At 71.4% G+C, this 17,526-nt stretch carries 17 protein-coding genes; 6 read left to right on the top strand and 11 right to left on the bottom strand.

From position 1 onward, the window contains the following. Together I0C86_RS00795 and I0C86_RS00790 are read right to left on the bottom strand one after the other, a co-directional pair. Positions 1 to 529, bottom strand: a 529-nt coding sequence (locus I0C86_RS00795; protein WP_196199204.1) for a PadR family transcriptional regulator, incomplete at its 3' end; no start/stop codon positions are given. Positions 530 to 638: 109 nt separating this feature from the next. Beyond that, a complete protein-coding gene (locus I0C86_RS00790; protein ID WP_196199203.1) occupies positions 639 to 1,547 on the bottom strand; it encodes a M56 family metallopeptidase in 909 nt (302 codons plus the stop codon). 129 nt (positions 1,548 to 1,676) lie between these two features. On the opposite strand from I0C86_RS00790, the gene I0C86_RS00785 reads away from it, so the two are divergent. Beyond that, on the top strand, positions 1,677 to 2,081 hold the full coding sequence (locus I0C86_RS00785) for a BlaI/MecI/CopY family transcriptional regulator (RefSeq protein ID WP_196199202.1): 405 nt from the start codon (positions 1,677 to 1,679) through the stop codon (positions 2,079 to 2,081). A 100-nt stretch (positions 2,082 to 2,181) separates the two neighbouring features. On the opposite strand, the gene I0C86_RS00780 is transcribed toward I0C86_RS00785, so the two are convergent. After that, the gene (locus I0C86_RS00780) at positions 2,182 to 4,530 is read right to left on the bottom strand and encodes an ABC transporter permease (RefSeq protein WP_196199201.1); all 2,349 of its coding nucleotides are present in this window, start codon (positions 4,528 to 4,530) and stop codon (positions 2,182 to 2,184) included. Beyond that, the gene (locus I0C86_RS00775) at positions 4,527 to 5,234 is read right to left on the bottom strand and encodes an ABC transporter ATP-binding protein (RefSeq protein WP_196199200.1); all 708 of its coding nucleotides are present in this window, start codon (positions 5,232 to 5,234) and stop codon (positions 4,527 to 4,529) included. The genes I0C86_RS00780 and I0C86_RS00775 overlap by 4 nt, the downstream gene beginning before the upstream one ends. Positions 5,235 to 5,431: 197 nt before the next feature. Here I0C86_RS00775 and I0C86_RS00770 point away from each other — a divergent pair, with 197 nt between their 5' ends. Beyond that, entirely contained in the window at positions 5,432 to 6,244 is an 813-nt protein-coding gene (locus tag I0C86_RS00770; protein WP_323373395.1) for a sensor histidine kinase, read from the top strand. A gap of 92 nt (positions 6,245 to 6,336) precedes the next feature. Further along, complete coding sequence (locus I0C86_RS00765) at positions 6,337 to 6,990, top strand: response regulator (protein WP_230393310.1); 654 nt, start codon at positions 6,337 to 6,339, stop codon at positions 6,988 to 6,990. 19 nt (positions 6,991 to 7,009) lie between these two features. Here the strand turns inward: I0C86_RS00765 and I0C86_RS00760 are convergent, their stop codons facing one another. The 3 genes from I0C86_RS00760 to I0C86_RS00750 all read right to left on the bottom strand — a co-directional run bounded on the left by I0C86_RS00760 (position 7,010) and on the right by I0C86_RS00750 (position 11,368). Further along, the gene (locus I0C86_RS00760) at positions 7,010 to 7,525 is read right to left on the bottom strand and encodes a 2'-5' RNA ligase family protein (RefSeq protein ID WP_196199198.1); all 516 of its coding nucleotides are present in this window, start codon (positions 7,523 to 7,525) and stop codon (positions 7,010 to 7,012) included. 93 nt (positions 7,526 to 7,618) lie between these two features. After that, positions 7,619 to 9,241, bottom strand: coding sequence for a glycosyl hydrolase family 18 protein (locus tag I0C86_RS00755; RefSeq protein ID WP_196199197.1), 1,623 nt, complete (start codon positions 9,239 to 9,241; stop codon positions 7,619 to 7,621). 156 nt (positions 9,242 to 9,397) lie between these two features. Further along, a complete protein-coding gene (locus I0C86_RS00750; RefSeq protein WP_196199196.1) occupies positions 9,398 to 11,368 on the bottom strand; it encodes an Hsp70 family protein in 1,971 nt (656 codons plus the stop codon). A gap of 170 nt (positions 11,369 to 11,538) precedes the next feature. Between I0C86_RS00750 and I0C86_RS00745 the strand changes: the two genes are divergently transcribed. The 3 genes from I0C86_RS00745 (at position 11,539) to I0C86_RS00735 (ending at position 13,910) form a co-directional block, all read left to right on the top strand. Continuing rightward, positions 11,539 to 12,030, top strand: coding sequence for a glutathione peroxidase (locus I0C86_RS00745; protein ID WP_196199195.1), 492 nt, complete (start codon positions 11,539 to 11,541; stop codon positions 12,028 to 12,030). Between the two features lie 249 nt (positions 12,031 to 12,279). After that, on the top strand, positions 12,280 to 13,176 hold the full coding sequence (locus I0C86_RS00740) for a DUF4397 domain-containing protein (RefSeq protein ID WP_196199194.1): 897 nt from the start codon (positions 12,280 to 12,282) through the stop codon (positions 13,174 to 13,176). Continuing rightward, complete coding sequence (locus I0C86_RS00735) at positions 13,173 to 13,910, top strand: class F sortase (RefSeq protein WP_230393306.1); 738 nt, start codon at positions 13,173 to 13,175, stop codon at positions 13,908 to 13,910. The genes I0C86_RS00740 and I0C86_RS00735 overlap by 4 nt, the downstream gene beginning before the upstream one ends. Before the next feature lie 117 nt (positions 13,911 to 14,027). On the opposite strand, the gene I0C86_RS00730 is transcribed toward I0C86_RS00735, so the two are convergent. From I0C86_RS00730 to I0C86_RS00715, 4 genes are all read right to left on the bottom strand, one after another. Then, complete coding sequence (locus tag I0C86_RS00730) at positions 14,028 to 14,378, bottom strand: DUF2203 domain-containing protein (protein ID WP_196199193.1); 351 nt, start codon at positions 14,376 to 14,378, stop codon at positions 14,028 to 14,030. 102 nt (positions 14,379 to 14,480) lie between these two features. Next, the gene (gene proC / locus I0C86_RS00725) at positions 14,481 to 15,299 is read right to left on the bottom strand and encodes a pyrroline-5-carboxylate reductase (RefSeq protein WP_196199192.1); all 819 of its coding nucleotides are present in this window, start codon (positions 15,297 to 15,299) and stop codon (positions 14,481 to 14,483) included. Between the two features lie 142 nt (positions 15,300 to 15,441). Further along, positions 15,442 to 16,470 (bottom strand): 6-phosphofructokinase, encoded by a 1,029-nt coding sequence (locus I0C86_RS00720; RefSeq protein WP_196199191.1) that lies wholly within the window; start codon positions 16,468 to 16,470, stop codon positions 15,442 to 15,444. Between the two features lie 292 nt (positions 16,471 to 16,762). After that, positions 16,763 to 17,284: a polyadenylate-specific 3'-exoribonuclease AS gene (locus tag I0C86_RS00715; protein WP_196199205.1), complete on the bottom strand. Its 522-nt coding sequence runs from the start codon at positions 17,282 to 17,284 to the stop codon at positions 16,763 to 16,765. Positions 17,285 to 17,526: the final 242 nt, after the last annotated feature.

Raw genomic sequence — 17,526 nt, 5'->3', positions numbered from 1 at the left:
GAACGGAGGTGGTCGCCGGCCGCCGGGTCAGCCGGGCGTCGGCCGCGTCGAGCCACCGGACGGCCGCCTCCAGCCGGAACAGCTCGGCGTCGACCACGAGTCCGACGCCGATGTCCTGCTCCGACGCGTCCGCCTTCAGCCGGGTGTACCGCTGCATCGCCTCGATCAGATGCCGGCGGTGAACCTGCACCACCTCGTGTACGTCCACCCCGGGCACGGTGAGCGCCACCAGCACCTTGATCACCAACTCGTCGCGTGGCGGAAGCGCGGCGTCCGGTGGGGTCCGGAGCCAGGCCGCAAGCTCGCTACTGCCGACGGCGGTGATCCGGAACCCCTTCTGCGGGCCCTCCGCCTGGATGTCCTCGGACTCCACCAGTCCATCGCGTTCGAGTCGTTGCAGGGTGGTGTAGACCTGACCGACGTTGAGCGGCCACACCTCCCCGGTTCGCTCCTCGAACTCCTGCCGCAGTTGCAACCCGAACTTCGGACCCTCGGCGAGCAGGGCCAACAGGGCGTGCCGAACACTCATGGGGCGCCTCCACATCGGATTATACTGAGTATAATACTCGGTATAGCCGCGCTCGTGACCAGCGGGGGTTCACGACAGTCGGAACCGTCAGCCGGGGGTGCTCCGGCCGTCAGCCGGGCCGGGCCGCGTTCAGCAACTCGAAGAAGTCGTAGATCGCCTCGCCGGTCCAGACGACCGAGGCCAGGGCCAGCGACACCGGTAGGGCGCCCAGCCCGGACCAGCGACGGCGTGCGGGTGGACGCAGGAGTTCCGCCACCCGGCGCGGAACCACCCCACCCGAAGCCGCAGCGTGCAGACCGGCCCGGAGGTCCCGGCTTCCCGTCGTGGCCAGCGCGGCCGTCCCGATGGCGTGGGCAACCGTACGGCGACTGCCGATCTCGACCGCGGCCTGCTCGTCGGCCGCCCGTTCCACCAGGTAGTCGACGGAACGGGCCACCCACCACAGAGCCGGATGCGTCGCGGCGGCGAGTTCGGCCAGCCGGATGAGCCGGTGATGTCCCGCCGTGAGGTGCGCGTTCTCGTGGGCGAGCAGCGCGTCGAACTGACGATCGGTGAGCAGTTGACGCATACCGGTGGTCACCACGACGTGACCCGGGCGGCCCGGCACCGCGAACGCCTGCGGAGTCGCGTCGGGCAGCATCACGAGCGTGCCGCCGTCGGGCAGCTCGACGTGGCTGAGGCGAAGTGCCCGACGGTGACCGCGCCACCGCAGACCGACCGACACCGTCGCGACGACCAGCAGCACCGCGCTCAGCCAGGGCACCCAGGCCACCTGTGCCGTGTCGTCCACGACCACCCGCCAAGACCAGCCGAACATCCTGCCGACGGCCGGCACCTCGGCGATCGCCGTCAGCGTGAAGAGGATGAGGTTCACCATGCTGGCCGCCGCCACCCCCGCCGCCGACCAGGCCATGACGACGGCGGCGGTCGAGGGTGGCAGGCGATCGGCCAGCAGCCGCATCGTCACCACGATCAGCGGCGGAACCACGATCACCGACCACACGAAATGATCGAACATGTCTCTCCGTCCAGACCGGTCGAGTCTGCCACGGCTGAGCGTCAACGGGTCCGGCCGACGCTCGACAGGCCACCGGACGCTCGACGGGCCCGGCCGACGCGACCGGGGCAACCGATAGAGTCGGCTGTGATGAGCCCGACACCACCCCCTGCCGACGCCTCGTCCGAAAGCTCCCGCCGACGCCCCGGCCAGCTCGAAGCCCAGGTGGTCACGGTTCTCGTCGAGGCCACGCACCCGTTGACGCCGGGCGAGGTCCGCGACCGACTCGACCCCGGCGGGGCGCTGTCCTACAGCGCCGTGGTGACGACCCTGACCCGGCTGTTGGACAAGGGCGCGGTCACCCGTGACCGGGACGGCCGGGCCTACCGCTACGGCGCCGTGCGGGACGCCGCCGGTCTGGTCGCCGAACGGATGAGCCGGCTGCTGGCCGCCGAGCCCGACCGCGGCTCGGTGCTGCGGCGGTTCGTCGGCACCCTGGACGACGGGGACGAGCAGATCCTGCGCGACCTGCTCCGCCAGGATTCCGGCGGATGACGGGGCCAGGTCGGACCCGGTAGCCCGGCCGGGCGCCGACGACGGACCCGTCGTCGACGCCCGGACACCAATCAGGAACCTTGGCCGGTCGCCCGGCTGATCACTCGTTGTGCAGCACCTTGGCGATACTGAGCCGGGCCGCCGAACGGGCCGGGATGAACGCGCCGACCACCGCGATCACGACCCCCGCGAGGGCCAGCATGCCGAGCACCTCCGGCTGCCAGACATGCAGCAGCATCCGCGCGACACCGATCTGCGCCGCATCCGCCACCAACGGCACGATGAAACGGTGTGCGAGCATCCCGAGCGGGATGCCGAGCAGTCCGCCGACCGCACCCAGGGCCGCCATCGAGGTCACCATCATCACGGTCACCTGCCGGGGTGTCATCCCGATCGACTTGAGCATGCCGAGGTCACGACGGCGTTCCCGGGTGTTGAGCACGACGGTGTTGAAGACGCCGAGCGCCGTGACCGTCCCCAGCATCAGGGTCAACGTCGCGGCGAGGCTGACGACGGCGACGCTGAACGAGTCGGTCCCCGCGTTGTCGAACGCGTAGAGCCCCGGATCCGCCGCCCGGACCGCAGCGAGGTATCCCTGGACGTCGGCCCCGGAGGCGAGCTGGACCTGGAAGAGGAACTGGTGGTTGGCGAGTTGACGGTCCGGCGCGAGTTCGGCGAGCGTCTGCCGGTCGGCGAGGATCCCGGGCGGTCCCGGGGGACCCTCCATGGTCTCGCCGACAACGGTCACCGCGCCCTGCCGGCCGTCGAGTTCCAGCGTGATGCGGTCGCCGACCGCAAGGCCGCGCTCGCGCAACAGCTTCGAGGGAACGACCGCCTCGCCCGGTCGGGACATCCAGCGGCCGTCGACGAGCTGGTCCGGGTACCCCTGGGTGCCGACATCCCCGTGCAGGAAGATGACCCGCACGGGCTGGGTGGACCCGACGAGCGAGAACTCGAGGTCCAGGTTGACGGTCACCCTGGACGTGCCGGGCAGCGAGCGCAGCAGCGCCTCGATCTGCGATTCGGTCAGCGACGACGGCGTCTCCAGCTCCGACCCGGGGGGATTCGCCCGTACCCCGACGGTGTCGTTGCCGTCCGTGGCGTCGGCGTACCCGGTCACCGTGCTGGCCAGGCCGGTCGCGAACGTCACCGTGGTCACGCCGAGCACGACGGCGGCCATGGTCAGGGTCGTCCGGCCGGGCCGGGCGAACGGCAGCCCCAGGCCCAGGCTGACCGAGCGCGGCAGCCGGGTGCCACTGAGCCACCGTTGGATCCGCAACCCGCGGCCGGCCCGGGACGCACTGCCCGCGCTGATCGCCTCGGCCGCGGACAGCCGGTGTGCGCGCAGCGCGGGTACGAGCGCCGCGAGAACCACGATGGCCGGGATCCCCAGCAGGGTGACCACGTCGACCCAGACGGGAACGCCGCTGTCGCCCGGATTGAACCCCAACCCCTGGTACGCGTTGCCCAACAGCGGCTCGGCGGCGAGGTTGCCGAGTACGGTGCCCAGCACGCAGCCGACGCCCCCCGGAACGCAGACCATCACGAGGTAGACCGCGAGCACCTGGCGCGGGCTGAAACCGAGCGCCTTGAGGATCCCGATATGCCGGAACCCGGATACCACCGCGCCACTGACCACGTTGCCGACGATCAGGATCGCCGTCACCAGCCCGAGGACACCGAAGGCCATCAGGAACGGCACGTACACGCCCGGCCCGGCGGCGGCCGCCTGCTTGACGACGAGGTACGACTGCGCGGCGACCAGCGCATCCGACGGAAGTTCCCCGGTGACGGCGGCCATCCCGGCGTCGATCTCGCGCTCCGTGGCCGCCGCGGTGAACCGGTAGAGCATCTGGATACTGGTCGGACGCAGGGCCGCGGCCTGTTCGGGTGAGACCCAGGCGGTGGCCGTCTGGGTCAGGCTGTAGGCGTAACCGACGACGGTGAACGCCGCCCGGCCGGAAATGCTGATCTTTTCGTGCAGCGGGAACGGCGAGGGTCGGCCGGGGGGCGGGGGCACCGCGTTGAGGACGATCTCACCGGGGCCGGTGGCCCACCGGCCAGCCCAGAGGTCGATCCTGTCCACGGCACCACCGGGGTCCGCCCGACCCACCACGGTGACCGGGCCCGACAGGAACGAGTGCGCCGCGCCGTCCGCGGGGATGTCCAGTACGACCTGTGCGAAGGGGCCCGCGACGGCCTCGACTCCCGGAATCTCGGCTGTCCGGGTCAGGTCCGCCGTGCCGACCCGGGTCCCGTCGAACGCCGCGACGACATGGGCGCCACGCTGTGCCGCGAAGGCCCGCTCGAAGGGGGCCGAAGAGGCGTCCAGCAGTCCCAGCGCGACCACGATCGTCGCGGTGGAGAACAGCACGACCAGACCGATGACCGTCGTCTGCAACCGGCGACGCCGTACGGCCGCCCGAGCGGTCCGCCAGACCGCGCTCACGCCGCCCGCTCCAGGGTGCGTTCGCCGGCGACCCGGCCGTCGGCGAGTTCGACCAACCGGGTGGCGCACCGGGTGGCCAGGCCCTGGTCGTGGGTCACCAGTAGCAGCGTCTGACCGATCTGGTTGAGGTCGAGCAACAGGTCCATCACCTGCTCGCCGGCGGAGCTGTCCAGGGCGCCGGTCGGCTCGTCCGCCAACAGCAGTGCCGGCCGGTTCATCAGGGCCCGGGCGACGGCCACCCGCTGCCGCTCACCACCGCTCAGCGCGGCCGGATAGATGTTCCTCCGGTCGGCGATCCCGAGTTCGTCGAGGAGTTCGAGGGCCCGCCTGCGCGACTGCCTGGCCGGGATGCCGGTCAACTGTCCGGCCAGCGCCACGTTGTCCAGCGCCGGCAGGTCGTCGAGCAGGTTGAAGAACTGGAAGATCATGCCGATCCGCTTGCGCCGGAACAGGGCGAGCCCGGTCTCGCCGAGCCGACCCAGTTCCTCGCCGTGCACGGTGACGGTGCCGGAGGTCGGTCGGTCCAGTCCGGCGATCATGTTGAGCATGGTCGACTTTCCGCAGCCCGACGGGCCCATCACCGCGACCGCCTCCCCGCTGCGGATCTGGAGGGTCACGCCGTCCAGTGCGGTGGTGTCGCCGTACTCCTTGCGCAGGGCGTCGAGTCGCACGACGACCTGTCCGGTGCTGTCCTCGCTGGTCATGGCTGCAAAGCTAGAGGTGGCGGCCGGCGCCGGCATCAGCCCTCGGAGGTAACGTCCGGCCTGGTCATCCTGGGGATGTACGCCGCTGCTGCCCCGGGATGACGCGGATCGGGGCGGGTGCTGCGAAGGTGGTCGGTGTGTGGGAATCCGGAACGCTCTGGCTGAGTGCCGCACTCGCGGCGGCCTGCTCGGCCGTGGTGTGGCTGACGGTGGCGCTGGTGCGGGCACGGCGTCTGCACCGACGGGCCCTGGGCGAACGGAGCTGGCTGTTCGAACGGGAGCGCGAGAGCGCCGCCCGGGTCGCGGTCGAGGCCGAGCGGGCCCGGATCGCCCGGGAACTGCACGACATCGTCAGTCACAACGTCAGCCTGATGGTGGTCCAGGCCGGGGCCGCGCGCGAGGTGCTGGCCACCCTGCCGGACGAGGCCGCGGCGGCGCTCTCGGCCGTCGAGGGTGCCGGGCGGGACGCGATGACCGAACTGCGGTACCTGCTCGGCCTGCTCGCGCCGTCGCAGGACGGCGAGGAGGGTGGCGACGGCACGGGCCTCGCGCCACAGCCCGGGCTGCGCCAACTGAGCCCGCTGATCGACCGGATCGCGTTCGCCGGGCTGCCGGTCGAGGTACGGATCACCGGCGAGCCCTATCCGCTGCCGGCCGGCATCGACCTGACCGTGTACCGGATCGTGCAGGAGGCGCTGACCAACGCCCTCCGGTACGGCGACGGAGCGAAGGCCGAGGTCACCATCCGGTACGCGAACCGCTACCTCCGGGTGGAGGTGCTCAACACCGGCCCGAGTGTGCTGTCCGGCGGTCGGCCCGGGTCGGAGGCGCCCGTGGCCGGAAACCGCCGGAGGTCGACGGATGATCGGCCGGACGACGGCGCCGGGGCCGGGCATGGCCTGTTGGGACTGCGGCAACGCGTCGCGGTCTACGGCGGTGACCTGGACGCCCGGCGGCGCCTCGGCGGCGGCTACCGGGTACGCGCCCGAATCCCCCTGGACCGGCCGTGACAGTGTCGGATGGGCGGGAGCCGGTCGGTGCCGAGCCGGTTCCCCGGATCCTCATCGTCGACGACCAGGCCCTGGTGCGTACCGGCTTCCGGATGATCCTGACCGCGCGTGGTCTGGACGTGGTGGGCGAGGCCGCCGACGGCGTCGAGGCGGTGACGGCGGCGCAGAAGCTCCGGCCGGACGTCGTGCTGTTGGACATCCGGATGCCGAACATGGACGGTCTACAGGCAGCCCGGCGCATCCTGGCGCAGACCCCGCAGAGTCGGGTGATCATGCTGACCACGTTCGACCTGGACCGGTACGTCTACGCCGCACTGGCGGCCGGGGCCAGCGGGTTCCTGCTCAAGGACGTCACGCCGGAACACCTCGCCGCCGCCGTACGGCTGGTCAACACCGGAGACGCCCTCCTCTCCCCCTCGATCACCCGACGACTCGTCGAACGCTTCGCCGCCGCTGACGCCACGTCCGCTGGCGCCGGCAGGGGCGGGGCGGCTCACGCGACCGGTACCCGCGCGGCCCCGCACCGGGACCTCGCCGCGTTGACGCCCCGGGAACTCGAGGTCCTGACCCTGCTGGGTCGGGGGCTGTCCAACACCGAACTGGCGCACCGGCTGACGCTGAGCGAGGCCACCGTGAAGACCCATGTCGCCCGGATCTTCGCCAAGCTCACCCTCCGGGACCGGGCCCAGGCCGTCGTCCTCGCCTACGAGAGCGGGCTGGTGGCACCCGGCGACTCCGACGGCTGACCCGCGATGCCGGAATGGTCTATTCGAGCGGGTGGACGATGTCCCGCGCGTGGTCGACGACGGCGGCGCCGACCACGGTCGCCTCGATCGGCAGCACCTCCAGGCAACGTCGTACCGCCGCCGCCATCGCGGCGTTGGGCACTCGCATGGAGAGCGTGCAGTGCGGCACCCAGCGACCGGGCCGGTAGTGCTCGCTGACCGGAACACCGGCCTGGACCAGTCGGGTGTGGACCGTCTCCTGGTGGGTCAGCAGCTCGGCGGTGGGGGTCGGCCCCAGCCACACCACCCGGCCGACGAACTGGCCGGCGTACTGGAACGACAGCCGCAGCGGCGCGGCCACGACCGTACCGGCCAGAGCCCCGGCGACCTGCTCCGGGTCGAGTCGCGGGGCGACCGCCAGCGAGACGTGCGGACGGTGCCGCTGTCCCAGCAGCGAACGCATGCTCTGCACGCCCTCGGACTCCAGGGCTTCCCAGAGCACCCGGATCCGCCGGGTGGCGTCGGTGTCGAGATACAGCTCCAGGGCCGCGACCATTGGACCACCTTATGGACCGGCGGCCGGACCCTGGTCACCCCTCCCCGGATGACCAGAGCCCGGCTCGTGCGCCTGGGTCGGTGGCCGCGCCGACTAACGGAGACCGTTGGAGATGGCGGTGATCAGTTCACCGTTGGCCGTGTCGCCGGACAGCTCCCAGAAGAACGAGCCGCCCAGCCCCTGACCCTTGGCGTACGACATCTTGCCGCCGATGGTGCCCGGGGTGTCGTAACTCCACCAGTTGTTGCCGCACTTCGCGTACGCCGTGCCGGCGATGGTGCCGGTCGCCGGGCAGGTGTTCTTGAGCACCTTGTAGTCCTCGATGCCCGCCTCGTAGGTGCCCGGTGCCGCCCCGGTGGCCGTACCGCCCGGGGTGGCCTGGGTGACGCCGGTCCAGCCCCGACCGTAGAAGCCGATGCCGAGCAGCAGCTTGTTGGCCGGAACGCCCTTGCTCTTCAGCTTCTGGATCGCCGCGTCGGACCAGAAGCCCTGCTGCGGAATCCCGGTGTACGAGGTGAGCGGCGAGTGCGGCGCCGTCGGCCCCTGCGCGGCGAAGGCGCCGAAGTAGTCGTACGTCATCGGCATCAGCCAGTTGAGGTTGTTGATCGCCCCGGCGTAGTCGGCCGCGTCGATCTTGCCGCCGTTGCTGCCGTCCGCGGTGATCGCGGCGGTGACCAGCGCGGACGACCCGAACCGGCTACGCAGCGCGGAGACCACGTTCCTGAACGCGTTCGGGCCGCTGGCGTCGCAGGTCAGTCCGCAGGCGTTCGGGTACTCCCAGTCGATGTCGATGCCGTCGAAGACGTCCGCCCAGCGCGGGTCCTCGACCAGGCTGTGGCAGGACTCGGCGAACGCGGCCGGGTTCTGCGCGGCCTGGGTGAAGCCGCCGGACCAGGTCCAGCCGCCGAACGACCAGATCACCCGCAGGTTCGGGTACATCCGCTTGAGCTTGCGGAGCTGGTTGAAGTTGCCGCGCAGTGCGCCGGTGTCCCAGGTGTCGGCCACACCGTCAACGCTCTCCGCCGCCGTGTACGCCCGGTCGTAGTCCGCGTAGCTGTCCCCGATGGTGCACCGGCCGCCGGTGGTGTTTCCGAAGGCGTACATGATGTGGGTCAGCTTGGCGGCCGAGCCGCTGGTGTGGATGTTCTTGACGTGGTACGCCCGCTGGTAGACGCCCCACTGGGTGAAGTAGCCGACCACCTTCTGGCCGCCCGGGTCGGGCGGCGGTGTGGTCACCGGCGGCGTGGTCGGTGGTGGGGTCGTCGGCGGCGCCGTGGTCGGCCGGACGGTGGTCGGGGTCGCGGTCGGCGTGGTCCCGCCGCCGCAGGCGGTCCCGTTGACGGTGCAGTTCACCGGCGCCCGGTAGCCGCCGGAGCCGATGTAGCCCCAGGTCGCCGACGCGCCCGGCGCCAGCGCACCGGCCCAGCTCTTCTTCACCGCCACGTACCGGTCACCGGTCCGGGTGACGTCGGCGTCCCAGAAGCTGCTCATGGCGGTGCCGGCGGGCAGGTCGAACTCGACCCGCCAGGTGCTCACCGAGGCGTCGGTGCCGTTGGTGACGGTGACCCTGACCTCGTGGCCGGAGCCCCAGTCGGAACTGGCGGTGAAGCTGGTGGTGAGGCTGCCGGCGCCGAGAGCCGCGGTGACCGGGACCGCGGCGATGGCCACCGCGGCCACGACGCCGGCCCAGAGCGTCCGGCGGATGGATCTCCTCATGGTGGCGTCTCCCTGCTAACTAATAGGAAACTTTCCATTTAACTGAGGCGACGCTACTCAGCGGTTCACCGCTTCGTCAAGATGTCCATGTTTCGATTTCCTCCCGGCGGCAACCAGTGCCGTCCCCACTGGACGATCCGGCAGTCGGCGGGTGGGTCAGACCTTCGCGTCCGGGTTACGACTGACCCGGCGCAGCTCGATGTCCCGCTTGTCCAGACTGACGCTCAACACCTCAGCCGAGCAGGCGTAGTTCGACGATCCCACGGCGGCCCGCAACGGCTCCCGCCAGCTCTCCCGACCGTTGATCCGGCCGATGGTGGTGCCGCTGGCCCCGGTGCTCTGCGCGAACATCTGCCCGTCGCCGGTCCGCAACTTGAACTTGAGGGTGCCGCTGGTGACGACGTCGTAGCGACGGCCGTTCAACCGCCCGGTCCAGGTCGTCGCCCTGCCGAACTGGGTCACGCCCCGACCGTCCGGCCAGTGCCGGCGGATCGCACCCGATGCCTTCATCGTGACCTGAACGCCGCTGAAGCCGAAGTCGACCGTGTTGGAGGTTTCCCGCCAGGTCCCGATCAGGCAGAAGTCGATCGCCGAGGAGGGGGTCGGCGCCGGGGTCGGCGAGGCGGACGCCGTCGGGGTGCTGCTGGCCTGGCTACCCCGGACTCCGTTGCCGGGGCCGTCGGCCGAAGAGCCGTTGCCCTCGCCCCGGCCGAGGGTCGGCAGCAGAGCCAGCACCGCCGCCACCCCGACGAGGGCGACCCCGGCCGCCACCCACCGCTTCGGGGTACGCCCACCGGCGGTGTCCGCCGCCCACCGGGCTACCACCCGCCAGCGGCTCGACACCGTATTTCCAAGCGGAGCCGTGTTCCCGAGCGGAGCCGTGTTCCCGAGCGGAGCCGTGTTCCCGAGCGGAGCCGTACCGCCGGGCGTCGCCGTACCGCCGGGAGCCCCGGTAGTGGCGGAGGCGTTCGCCGTCGTGGTGGTGGTAGCGGTGCCGGACACGGAAACCGACAGTTCACCGTCCACGGCGGCCGGCCAGGACACCGCGCGCAGGCTGCCCTCCGCCACGGCCAGTTCCGGCTGTTCGACGCTGGCGGGTGCGATGCCAAAGGCCCGGTGCAGCATCGTCGCCACCAACGGAAGCCGGCTGGCGCCACCGACCAGGTAGAGCCCGGCGAGGTCCGCCGCGTCGATCCCGGTACCCCGCAACGTGGACCGGGCCACCGCGACCGTCCGGGCCAGGATCGGTTGCGCGAGTTGTTCCACCTGCTCACGCCCGAACGGCACCTCGTCATCGAAGAGTGGCACGTGCACCAGCACACTCGTCGACTCGGACAGGATCTCCTTGCCGACCCGGATGTCGTCCCAGAGTGCCCGGCTGAGCCGGCGGTCGGCGGGCGTGACCGGCTGCCCCAGCCGCCGCCAGGCCGCCGAGTCCCGGGCGGCGTAGAGCGCGCCGACGTACGCCATCATCGCCGCGTCGACGTCCAGTCCCCCGGCGTCGGAGAGCCCTTCCGTGTTGAGCACCTCGAAGCCGTCGGCCGTACGACGCACCACCGAGGCGTCGAAGGTGCCCGCGCCGAGGTCGTAGACCATCACGGCGGAGCCGGGTTGCACGGCGGCGCCCTCCAGCGCGACGAAGTGACCGGCCGCGGCTACCGGCTCCGGCACCAGCGCCACGTGGGGAAACACGGGGTTCGCCGCGCTCAGCAGGATGCTCCGACGCGCCTGCCGCCATCCGGCCGGAAAGGTGAGTACGGCGTGCGGAACCGACTGCCCCGCCGTACGTGTCGCCTCCTCCGCCACCCGCCGCAGCACCGCCGTGATCAGTTCCTCGACCGGAACCCCGACCGGTTCGGTCGACGTGCCGACGTTTCCGAGCAGTACCGTGCCGTCGTCGATGCACCGCTTCGGGTACGGCTCGAAGCGCTCCGGATGTGCCCGCCCGGCGTGCAGGGCGTTGCGGCCGACCGCGATCCGGCCGTCGAGACCGGCGAACACCGCCGAGGGCAGCAGCGGCGAACCGTCGAAGAGCAGCGGGCGCACCCGCCCGTCCGGCCAGCGCAGCACCGCGACGGTGTTGGACGTGCCGAAGTCCACTCCGAGCCGGAAGTCGTGGGCACCCACGGGGGCAAGAATACGGCCGGCGCGCGAGCCCTTGATGCGAGCGGCGACGCCGTAACCGGTACCGTCGGGCCGCCCGACCGGTAGCCTCGGCGCATGGCCGAGCGCAGCGAGGGCATCGACCAGCCCAGCCCAGCACGTCACAGCGACGACGAACGTAACGAGGAGGCGACGTGAACGTCTTCGACGTCGAGATCGGAGCGCTGACCGGGGGTTTCTTCACCGATCTCAGTCAGTTCCGGGGCAACGCGCTGCTCGTGGTCAACCTCGCCTCACGATGTGGGCTGACTCCGCAGTACGTCGGTCTCCAGATGCTCCACGAAACGTATGCCGAGCGCGGTCTGACCGTGCTGGGCGTGCCCAGCAACCAGTTCGCCGACCAGGAACCCGGTACCCCGGCCGAGATCGCCGAATTCGCGCGGTCCACCTTCGGCGCGACCTTTCCGATGACCGAGAAGATCGACGTCAACGGACCTGATCGGCACCCGCTCTACGCCGCCCTCGTGGACGTCCCCGATGCCGGCGGACATTCCGGTGACATCCGGTGGAACTTCGAGAAGTTCCTGGTCGCACCGGACGGCACCGCCATCGCCCGGTTCGCGCCCCAGGTCGAGCCGGAGGCGCCGGAAGTCGCCGCCGCCATCGAGAAGGCGCTGCCCAGGTAGTACCACCTACCACCGTCCGACGACTCCGAGCCGGGCTCGGCCGCCCGGAACGGCCCCACGTCCGAAATGCGTAACGATTAAGTAACCCTGTGTGGCGAGCTTGCGGGTCCCGGTACCGACTCGGGACCCTTTCCACGGCCCGGTGGTCCTCCCGAGCGTCCTCCCGTGATCGCGCCGTCCGGACGGACCGCCAGTGCGACGTTCCGGGCCTTCGGGCCGCTACCGTGCCCGCCACGATCAGGAGGCACGATGCACCACACCACCACATCATCGATCCGGATCGGGCGACGGATCGCGGCCGGGGCGGCCGCCCTCGGCCTCGGGCTCGGCCTGGGTACCACCGTCCTCCCGACCACCGCCACCGCTACCGGGGCGAGGGTCGGCTACGTGCGGCTGGCCCACCTGTCGCCGGACACCCCGGCCGTCGACGTCTATCTCGGTCCCGCGACCGGCTCGGCCAAACCGCAGGTCTTCAAGGCGGTCGGCTACGGCGTGCTGTCGCCGTACCTGCCGTTGCCGGTCGGCCCGTACTCGGTGGCGATGCGCAGGGCCGGCGCACCTGCCGCTGATCCGCCGGTGCTCACCGAACGGGTCTCGGTGGCGGCCGGGAAGGCGTACACCGTCGCCGGTGTCGGCCGGTACGCCGGGCTGGGGCTGAAGGTGCTCGACGACGACCTGAGCGCACCGCCGGAGGGCCGGGCGAAGGTCCGGGTGGTGCAGGCGTCGGTACGCGCGCCGGTGATCGACGTGTCGGTCGCCGAGGGGGCCAGCATCGCCAGCGGCGTGCAGTTCGCCACCACCACCGCGTACCACGAGGTCGAGCCGGGGCGGTCGACGCTGCGGTTGTCGGCGACCGGCGCGAAGCCGACGACTGTCGACGTGTCACTCGCCGACGGCACGGTCTACTCGCTGCTGGTGCTCGACGCGAAGCAGAGTGGCCTGACCACCGAGCTACGGGTCGACGCGCGGGGCGGAGTCGTGGTGCCGGCCGGTGGCGTGGACACCGGAGCTGGCGGTACGGCCGGACCGGGCGATTCGGCGTACCCGATCGGGCTGGCCTCGGTCGGTGCGCTCCTCACGGTCGTCGTCGCGGCGACCAGCCGGAACCTCTTCTGGCGCCGTCGGCGCCGCACTTCCTCCAGATGACGGCGGGCCCGATCCGGCCGGCGGCTGCGCCGAGCCTCGCCAGCCTGGCACTCTGTGCCCTGCTCGGCGCCGGAGTCGGCGGCACCGTGACCGGCGACGGCCGGCCGGCGTCGACGCCCGACTCCACGGCCGCGACCACGGCGACCACGGCGACGACGATGACGACCGGGACCACGGGGACGACCGCGACGACCGGGATCGGGCCGCCGGGCTGCCAGGTCGGCTGCCCGCCCGCGCCGGCCCGGACGGCCGTCCGATCACCCACCGGGCCACCCACCCGGATACGGATTCCGCGGATCCGGATCGACTCCACGCTGGCCCGGCTGCGGTTGGACCGGACCGGGCGACTCGCCGCACCCACCGACTTCGCCGAGGCCGGTTGGTACGCCGGAGGAGCCGCACCCGGTGACGTCGGACCCGCGGTGATCGCCGGGCACGTCGACTCGGAAGCCGGGCCTGCCGTCTTCCACCGGCTGTCCGAACTGCGTCCGGGCGACCGGATCGAGGTACGGCGGAACACCGGATGGGTTCCGTTCCGGGTGACCGGGCTCAGCCGGCACGCGAAGGACGACTTTCCGACGGCCGCCGTCTACGGGCCCACACCCGGAGCCGAGTTGCGCCTGATCACCTGCGACGGGGTGTTCCACCGACCGACCGGCCACTATCTGGACAACCTGGTCGTCTTCGCCGTCGCCGACGTGCCGGTGGTGATTCCGAGTTCGGCCGCCGGCTGACGTCCGCCCGCCGGCCCGGTCTGCCCCGGCCCGGTACTACCCGGCCCGGTACGACCCAGCGACCCAGGGCCGGTATGACCCAGCCACCCCGGCCCGGTAGGCCCGGGCCGAGCCGGGTCAGACCCGGCGACGACCCGCGAACCCGCACTCCACCCGGTGGTACCAGCCCACGTCGTCGTCACCCTCCAGCCAGCACCACAGCACCGGCCGGCCGTCGCGCTCACCGGGAAAGTCGAGCAGCACCGGCGCGAAGCCCTTGACCTGGATCTCGTGCCCGGTCAACTCCTCGAGGATGCCGAAGATCCGCGCCTCCAGCCCCTTGACCTCCGGCAACCCGCCCAGCGGGCTGGCCCCCCGATCGGCGAGGTCGGTCTGCAGCTCGGCCAGGTCGGCACGGAGCATGATGAGCTCGTCAATCCGGGGGCGCAGCGTGGCGATCATGTGGCGCGCCTGGGCGAGGGTGAACACGTCGGCCAGTATGGGGCACGGGGGGCTGCTCCGGACCAGCCAGAGGGCTGAGTCGGGCCGCGCCGCACACTCCGGCCGCACCGCGCGCTCCGCCCGCACCGCTCACTCGTGCTGGGCGGCGATCTCCCGGGCCCGGTCCCGGGCCGCCTCGAGCGCGGCCAGCAGCGCGGCCCGGACGCCGTGATTCTCCAACTCCCGGATCGCGGAGATCGTCGTCCCGGCCGGCGAGGTCACCGCCTCCCGCAGCTTCACCGGGTGCTCGCCGGAGTCCCGCAGCATGATCGCGGACCCGATCGCGGTCTGCACGATCAACTCGTGTGCCACCTGGCGGGGCAGGCCGAGCAGGATCCCCGCGTCGACCATCGCCTCGACCAGCAGATAGAAGTAGGCCGGTCCGGAACCGGACAACGCCGTCACCGCGTCCTGCTGCGACTCGGGGACCCGGATCGTCGCGCCCAGCGGCCGGAACATCTCCTCGGCGAGTTCCAGGTGGGCCACTGTCGCATGCACGCCGGCCGAGATCGCCGTCATCGCCTGGTCGACCAGTGCCGGCGTGTTCGTCATCACCCTGATCACCGGCGTGCCGTCCGGCAGCCGCCGGGCGAAGAAGCTCGTCGGCAGGCCCGCGCAGAGCGAGATCAACAACTTGTCGGCCGGTACCTTCGGACCGATCTCGTCGAGCAGCGCCTCGGCGTCCTGCGGCTTCACCGACACGGCGAGAACGTCCGCCTCCGCGACCGCGGTCGGGTTGTCCACCACCCGTACGCCGTACCGGGTGGCGATCTCCTCGGCCCGGCTCTGCCGCCGCGTCGTGGCCAGCAGCCGGTCCACCGGCCATCCCGCCCGGAGCAACCCGGAGAGCATCAATTCGCCGATCTTTCCGGTGCCGATCACGGCGACGGTGTGCGCTCCCGGCGACATCGCTTCTCCTCACGTGTTAGCCACCAGGCCATCGCGGGCCGGTGGCTGCCCGGGTTCGGGGTCGGCCCGCCGCGCCCGGCGGAGCGGTCAGGCCTGACCGCTCCGAGCCGGGTACGGCGGGCCGACCCACCACCACGGATCGTCAGCTGCCGAAGAAGACCTCGGCCTCGGTGTAGCGCTCCAGCGGCACGGTCTTCAGCTCACGGGTCGCATCCGCCAGCGGAACCCGGACGATGTCGGTGCCCTGCATGGCGACCATCTTGCCCCAGTCACCCTCGTTCACCGCGTCGATCGCCTGGAGGCCGAGCCGGGTGGCGAGGACCCGGTCGAACGCGGTCGGCGTGCCACCGCGCTGGATGTGCCCGAGTACGACCGTCCGGGCCTCCTTGCCGGTCTTCGCCTCCAACTGCTGGGCGAGCCACTGGCCGATGCCACCGAGCCGGACGTGGCCGAACGAGTCCAGCTCCTGGTTGTGCAGCACCATCTGGCCGTCGAGCGGCTGTGCGCCCTCCGCCACGACGACGATCGGGGCGTACTGGTGCTGGAAGCGCTTCTCGACGTACCCGGCGACCTGGTCGACGTCGAACTGCCGCTCGGGCAGCAGGATCACGTTCGCGCCACCGGCGAGACCGGCGTGCAGGGCGATCCAGCCGGCGTGCCGGCCCATCACCTCGACGACCAGCGTGCGGTGGTGGCTCTCCGCCGTGGTGTGCAGCCGGTCGATCGCCTCCATCGCGATGTTCACGGCGGTGTCGAAGCCGAACGTGTAGTCGGTGGCGCTCAGGTCGTTGTCGATAGTCTTCGGTACGCCGACCACCTGGACGCCGAGTTCGTGCAGCTTGGTGGCGACGCCGAGGGTGTCCTCGCCGCCGATCGCCACCAGCGCGTCCACGCCCTGCTCGGCGAGGTTGGTCTTGATCTGTTCGACCCCGCCGTCGATCTTGAACGGGTTGGTCCGGGAGGAGCCCAGGATCGTGCCGCCCCGCGGCAGGATGCCCCGCACCTCCGCGATACCGAGCGGCTTGGTCAGTCCTTCCAGCGGACCGCGCCAACCGTCGCGGAATCCGATGAAGTCGTGGCCGTAGGTGGCAACGCCCTTACGCACCACCGCTCGGATCACCGCGTTCAGACCCGGGCAGTCACCACCACCGGTGAGCACGCCGATACGCATGATCTGCTTCTCCTCCTGGAGCTTCGAGTAAGCCCGTCAAGCCCCAGGGTCGAAGTCAGGTCAGACCGTCGGCGTCATTGCCGGCCCGGGGCGGGCCGTCATTGCGCACTGTAGTCGCCCGCCGGAGGGCAGGCCAGCGCGCCCCGTACGCGGTTGGCGGGGCGGGACACGAAGATCATCATGATCAAGGACCGGGTGTCCGGATCCGACGGATCACGACCGGATGATCCGGAATCACCTCATGATCCGGAATGACCTCACGACATGCTCCGGAATCACCTCACGACGCCGGTCAGGAGGGCGTCGACTCCGGCTCGGAACGGGAGTGCATGGCCCGCCAGCGGGCCAGGTTGTGCCGGGCGTCGACCAGGGCGTCATGCCGCTCGGCGTCGGCCTCGGGCAGCGGCGGCCGACCCCGGTCGTCCCACCGCTGGCGAAGTTCCTTCGTGAACCGCGGAATCTCCCGGGGCAGCGCGGGCATCGCTCCCCAGAGTTGCGCCAGCACCACGTGGTCGTACGCCGCGTACCAGGCCCAGAGCTCCAGCCGCTCCCCCGGCCGACCCCGGACGGGCTCCATCAGGAACTCGTAGAGGTCGTCCCGGATCCGCTCCCGGGAGCGCCACGCCCGGTCCGCCGGGGACGGCAGCTTGTCCAGTACGTGCCGGCGCACCCACGGCACCGCCCGCGAGTCGTCGAACTCCGTGGAGACGGCATAGAACTCGCGACCGTACTCATCGACGACGCCGATCGACACCAGGTCGACGAGCCGGCCGTCCTCGATGAACTCGCAGTCGTAAAAATAGCGGTAGACCATCGCCGCCATCCTTGCCCATCCGTCCCGCCCGTCGGGAATCGGGGGCGGAATTGTCGAAAGGTCACGGCCCGTGACCACCACTGCCGGCTTCCCGTGTGCCCGTCACGCCAGCCGGCGTGGTGATCCGATGTGCCGGATCACCACGCCCTCCCCTGGCCGGTCGACCAGCGCCCCCACGCCGGCCGCCCCGCTGTCCGCCGCGGCCGGCGTGGGGGCGCTGGTCGACCGGCCAGGGGAGGGCG

The sequence above is a fragment of the Plantactinospora alkalitolerans genome (assembly GCF_015690345.1).
Lineage (GTDB): Bacteria > Actinomycetota > Actinomycetes > Mycobacteriales > Micromonosporaceae > Plantactinospora > Plantactinospora alkalitolerans.
This window is presented reverse-complemented; position numbering and strand designations above follow the sequence as displayed.

Coding starts and splice junctions, on each gene's coding strand:
- I0C86_RS00790 (WP_196199203.1), bottom strand. CDS start 1,547: ATGTTCGATCATTTCGTGTGGTCGGTGATCGTGGTTCCGCCGCTGATC.
- I0C86_RS00785 (WP_196199202.1), top strand. CDS start 1,677: ATGAGCCCGACACCACCCCCTGCCGACGCCTCGTCCGAAAGCTCCCGC.
- I0C86_RS00775 (WP_196199200.1), bottom strand. CDS start 5,234: ATGACCAGCGAGGACAGCACCGGACAGGTCGTCGTGCGACTCGACGCC.
- I0C86_RS00765 (WP_230393310.1), top strand. CDS start 6,337: ATGATCCTGACCGCGCGTGGTCTGGACGTGGTGGGCGAGGCCGCCGAC.
- I0C86_RS00760 (WP_196199198.1), bottom strand. CDS start 7,525: ATGGTCGCGGCCCTGGAGCTGTATCTCGACACCGACGCCACCCGGCGG.
- I0C86_RS00755 (WP_196199197.1), bottom strand. CDS start 9,241: ATGAGGAGATCCATCCGCCGGACGCTCTGGGCCGGCGTCGTGGCCGCG.
- I0C86_RS00740 (WP_196199194.1), top strand. CDS start 12,280: ATGCACCACACCACCACATCATCGATCCGGATCGGGCGACGGATCGCG.
- I0C86_RS00735 (WP_230393306.1), top strand. CDS start 13,173: ATGACGGCGGGCCCGATCCGGCCGGCGGCTGCGCCGAGCCTCGCCAGC.
- proC (WP_196199192.1), bottom strand. CDS start 15,299: ATGTCGCCGGGAGCGCACACCGTCGCCGTGATCGGCACCGGAAAGATC.
- I0C86_RS00720 (WP_196199191.1), bottom strand. CDS start 16,470: ATGCGTATCGGCGTGCTCACCGGTGGTGGTGACTGCCCGGGTCTGAAC.
- I0C86_RS00715 (WP_196199205.1), bottom strand. CDS start 17,284: ATGGTCTACCGCTATTTTTACGACTGCGAGTTCATCGAGGACGGCCGG.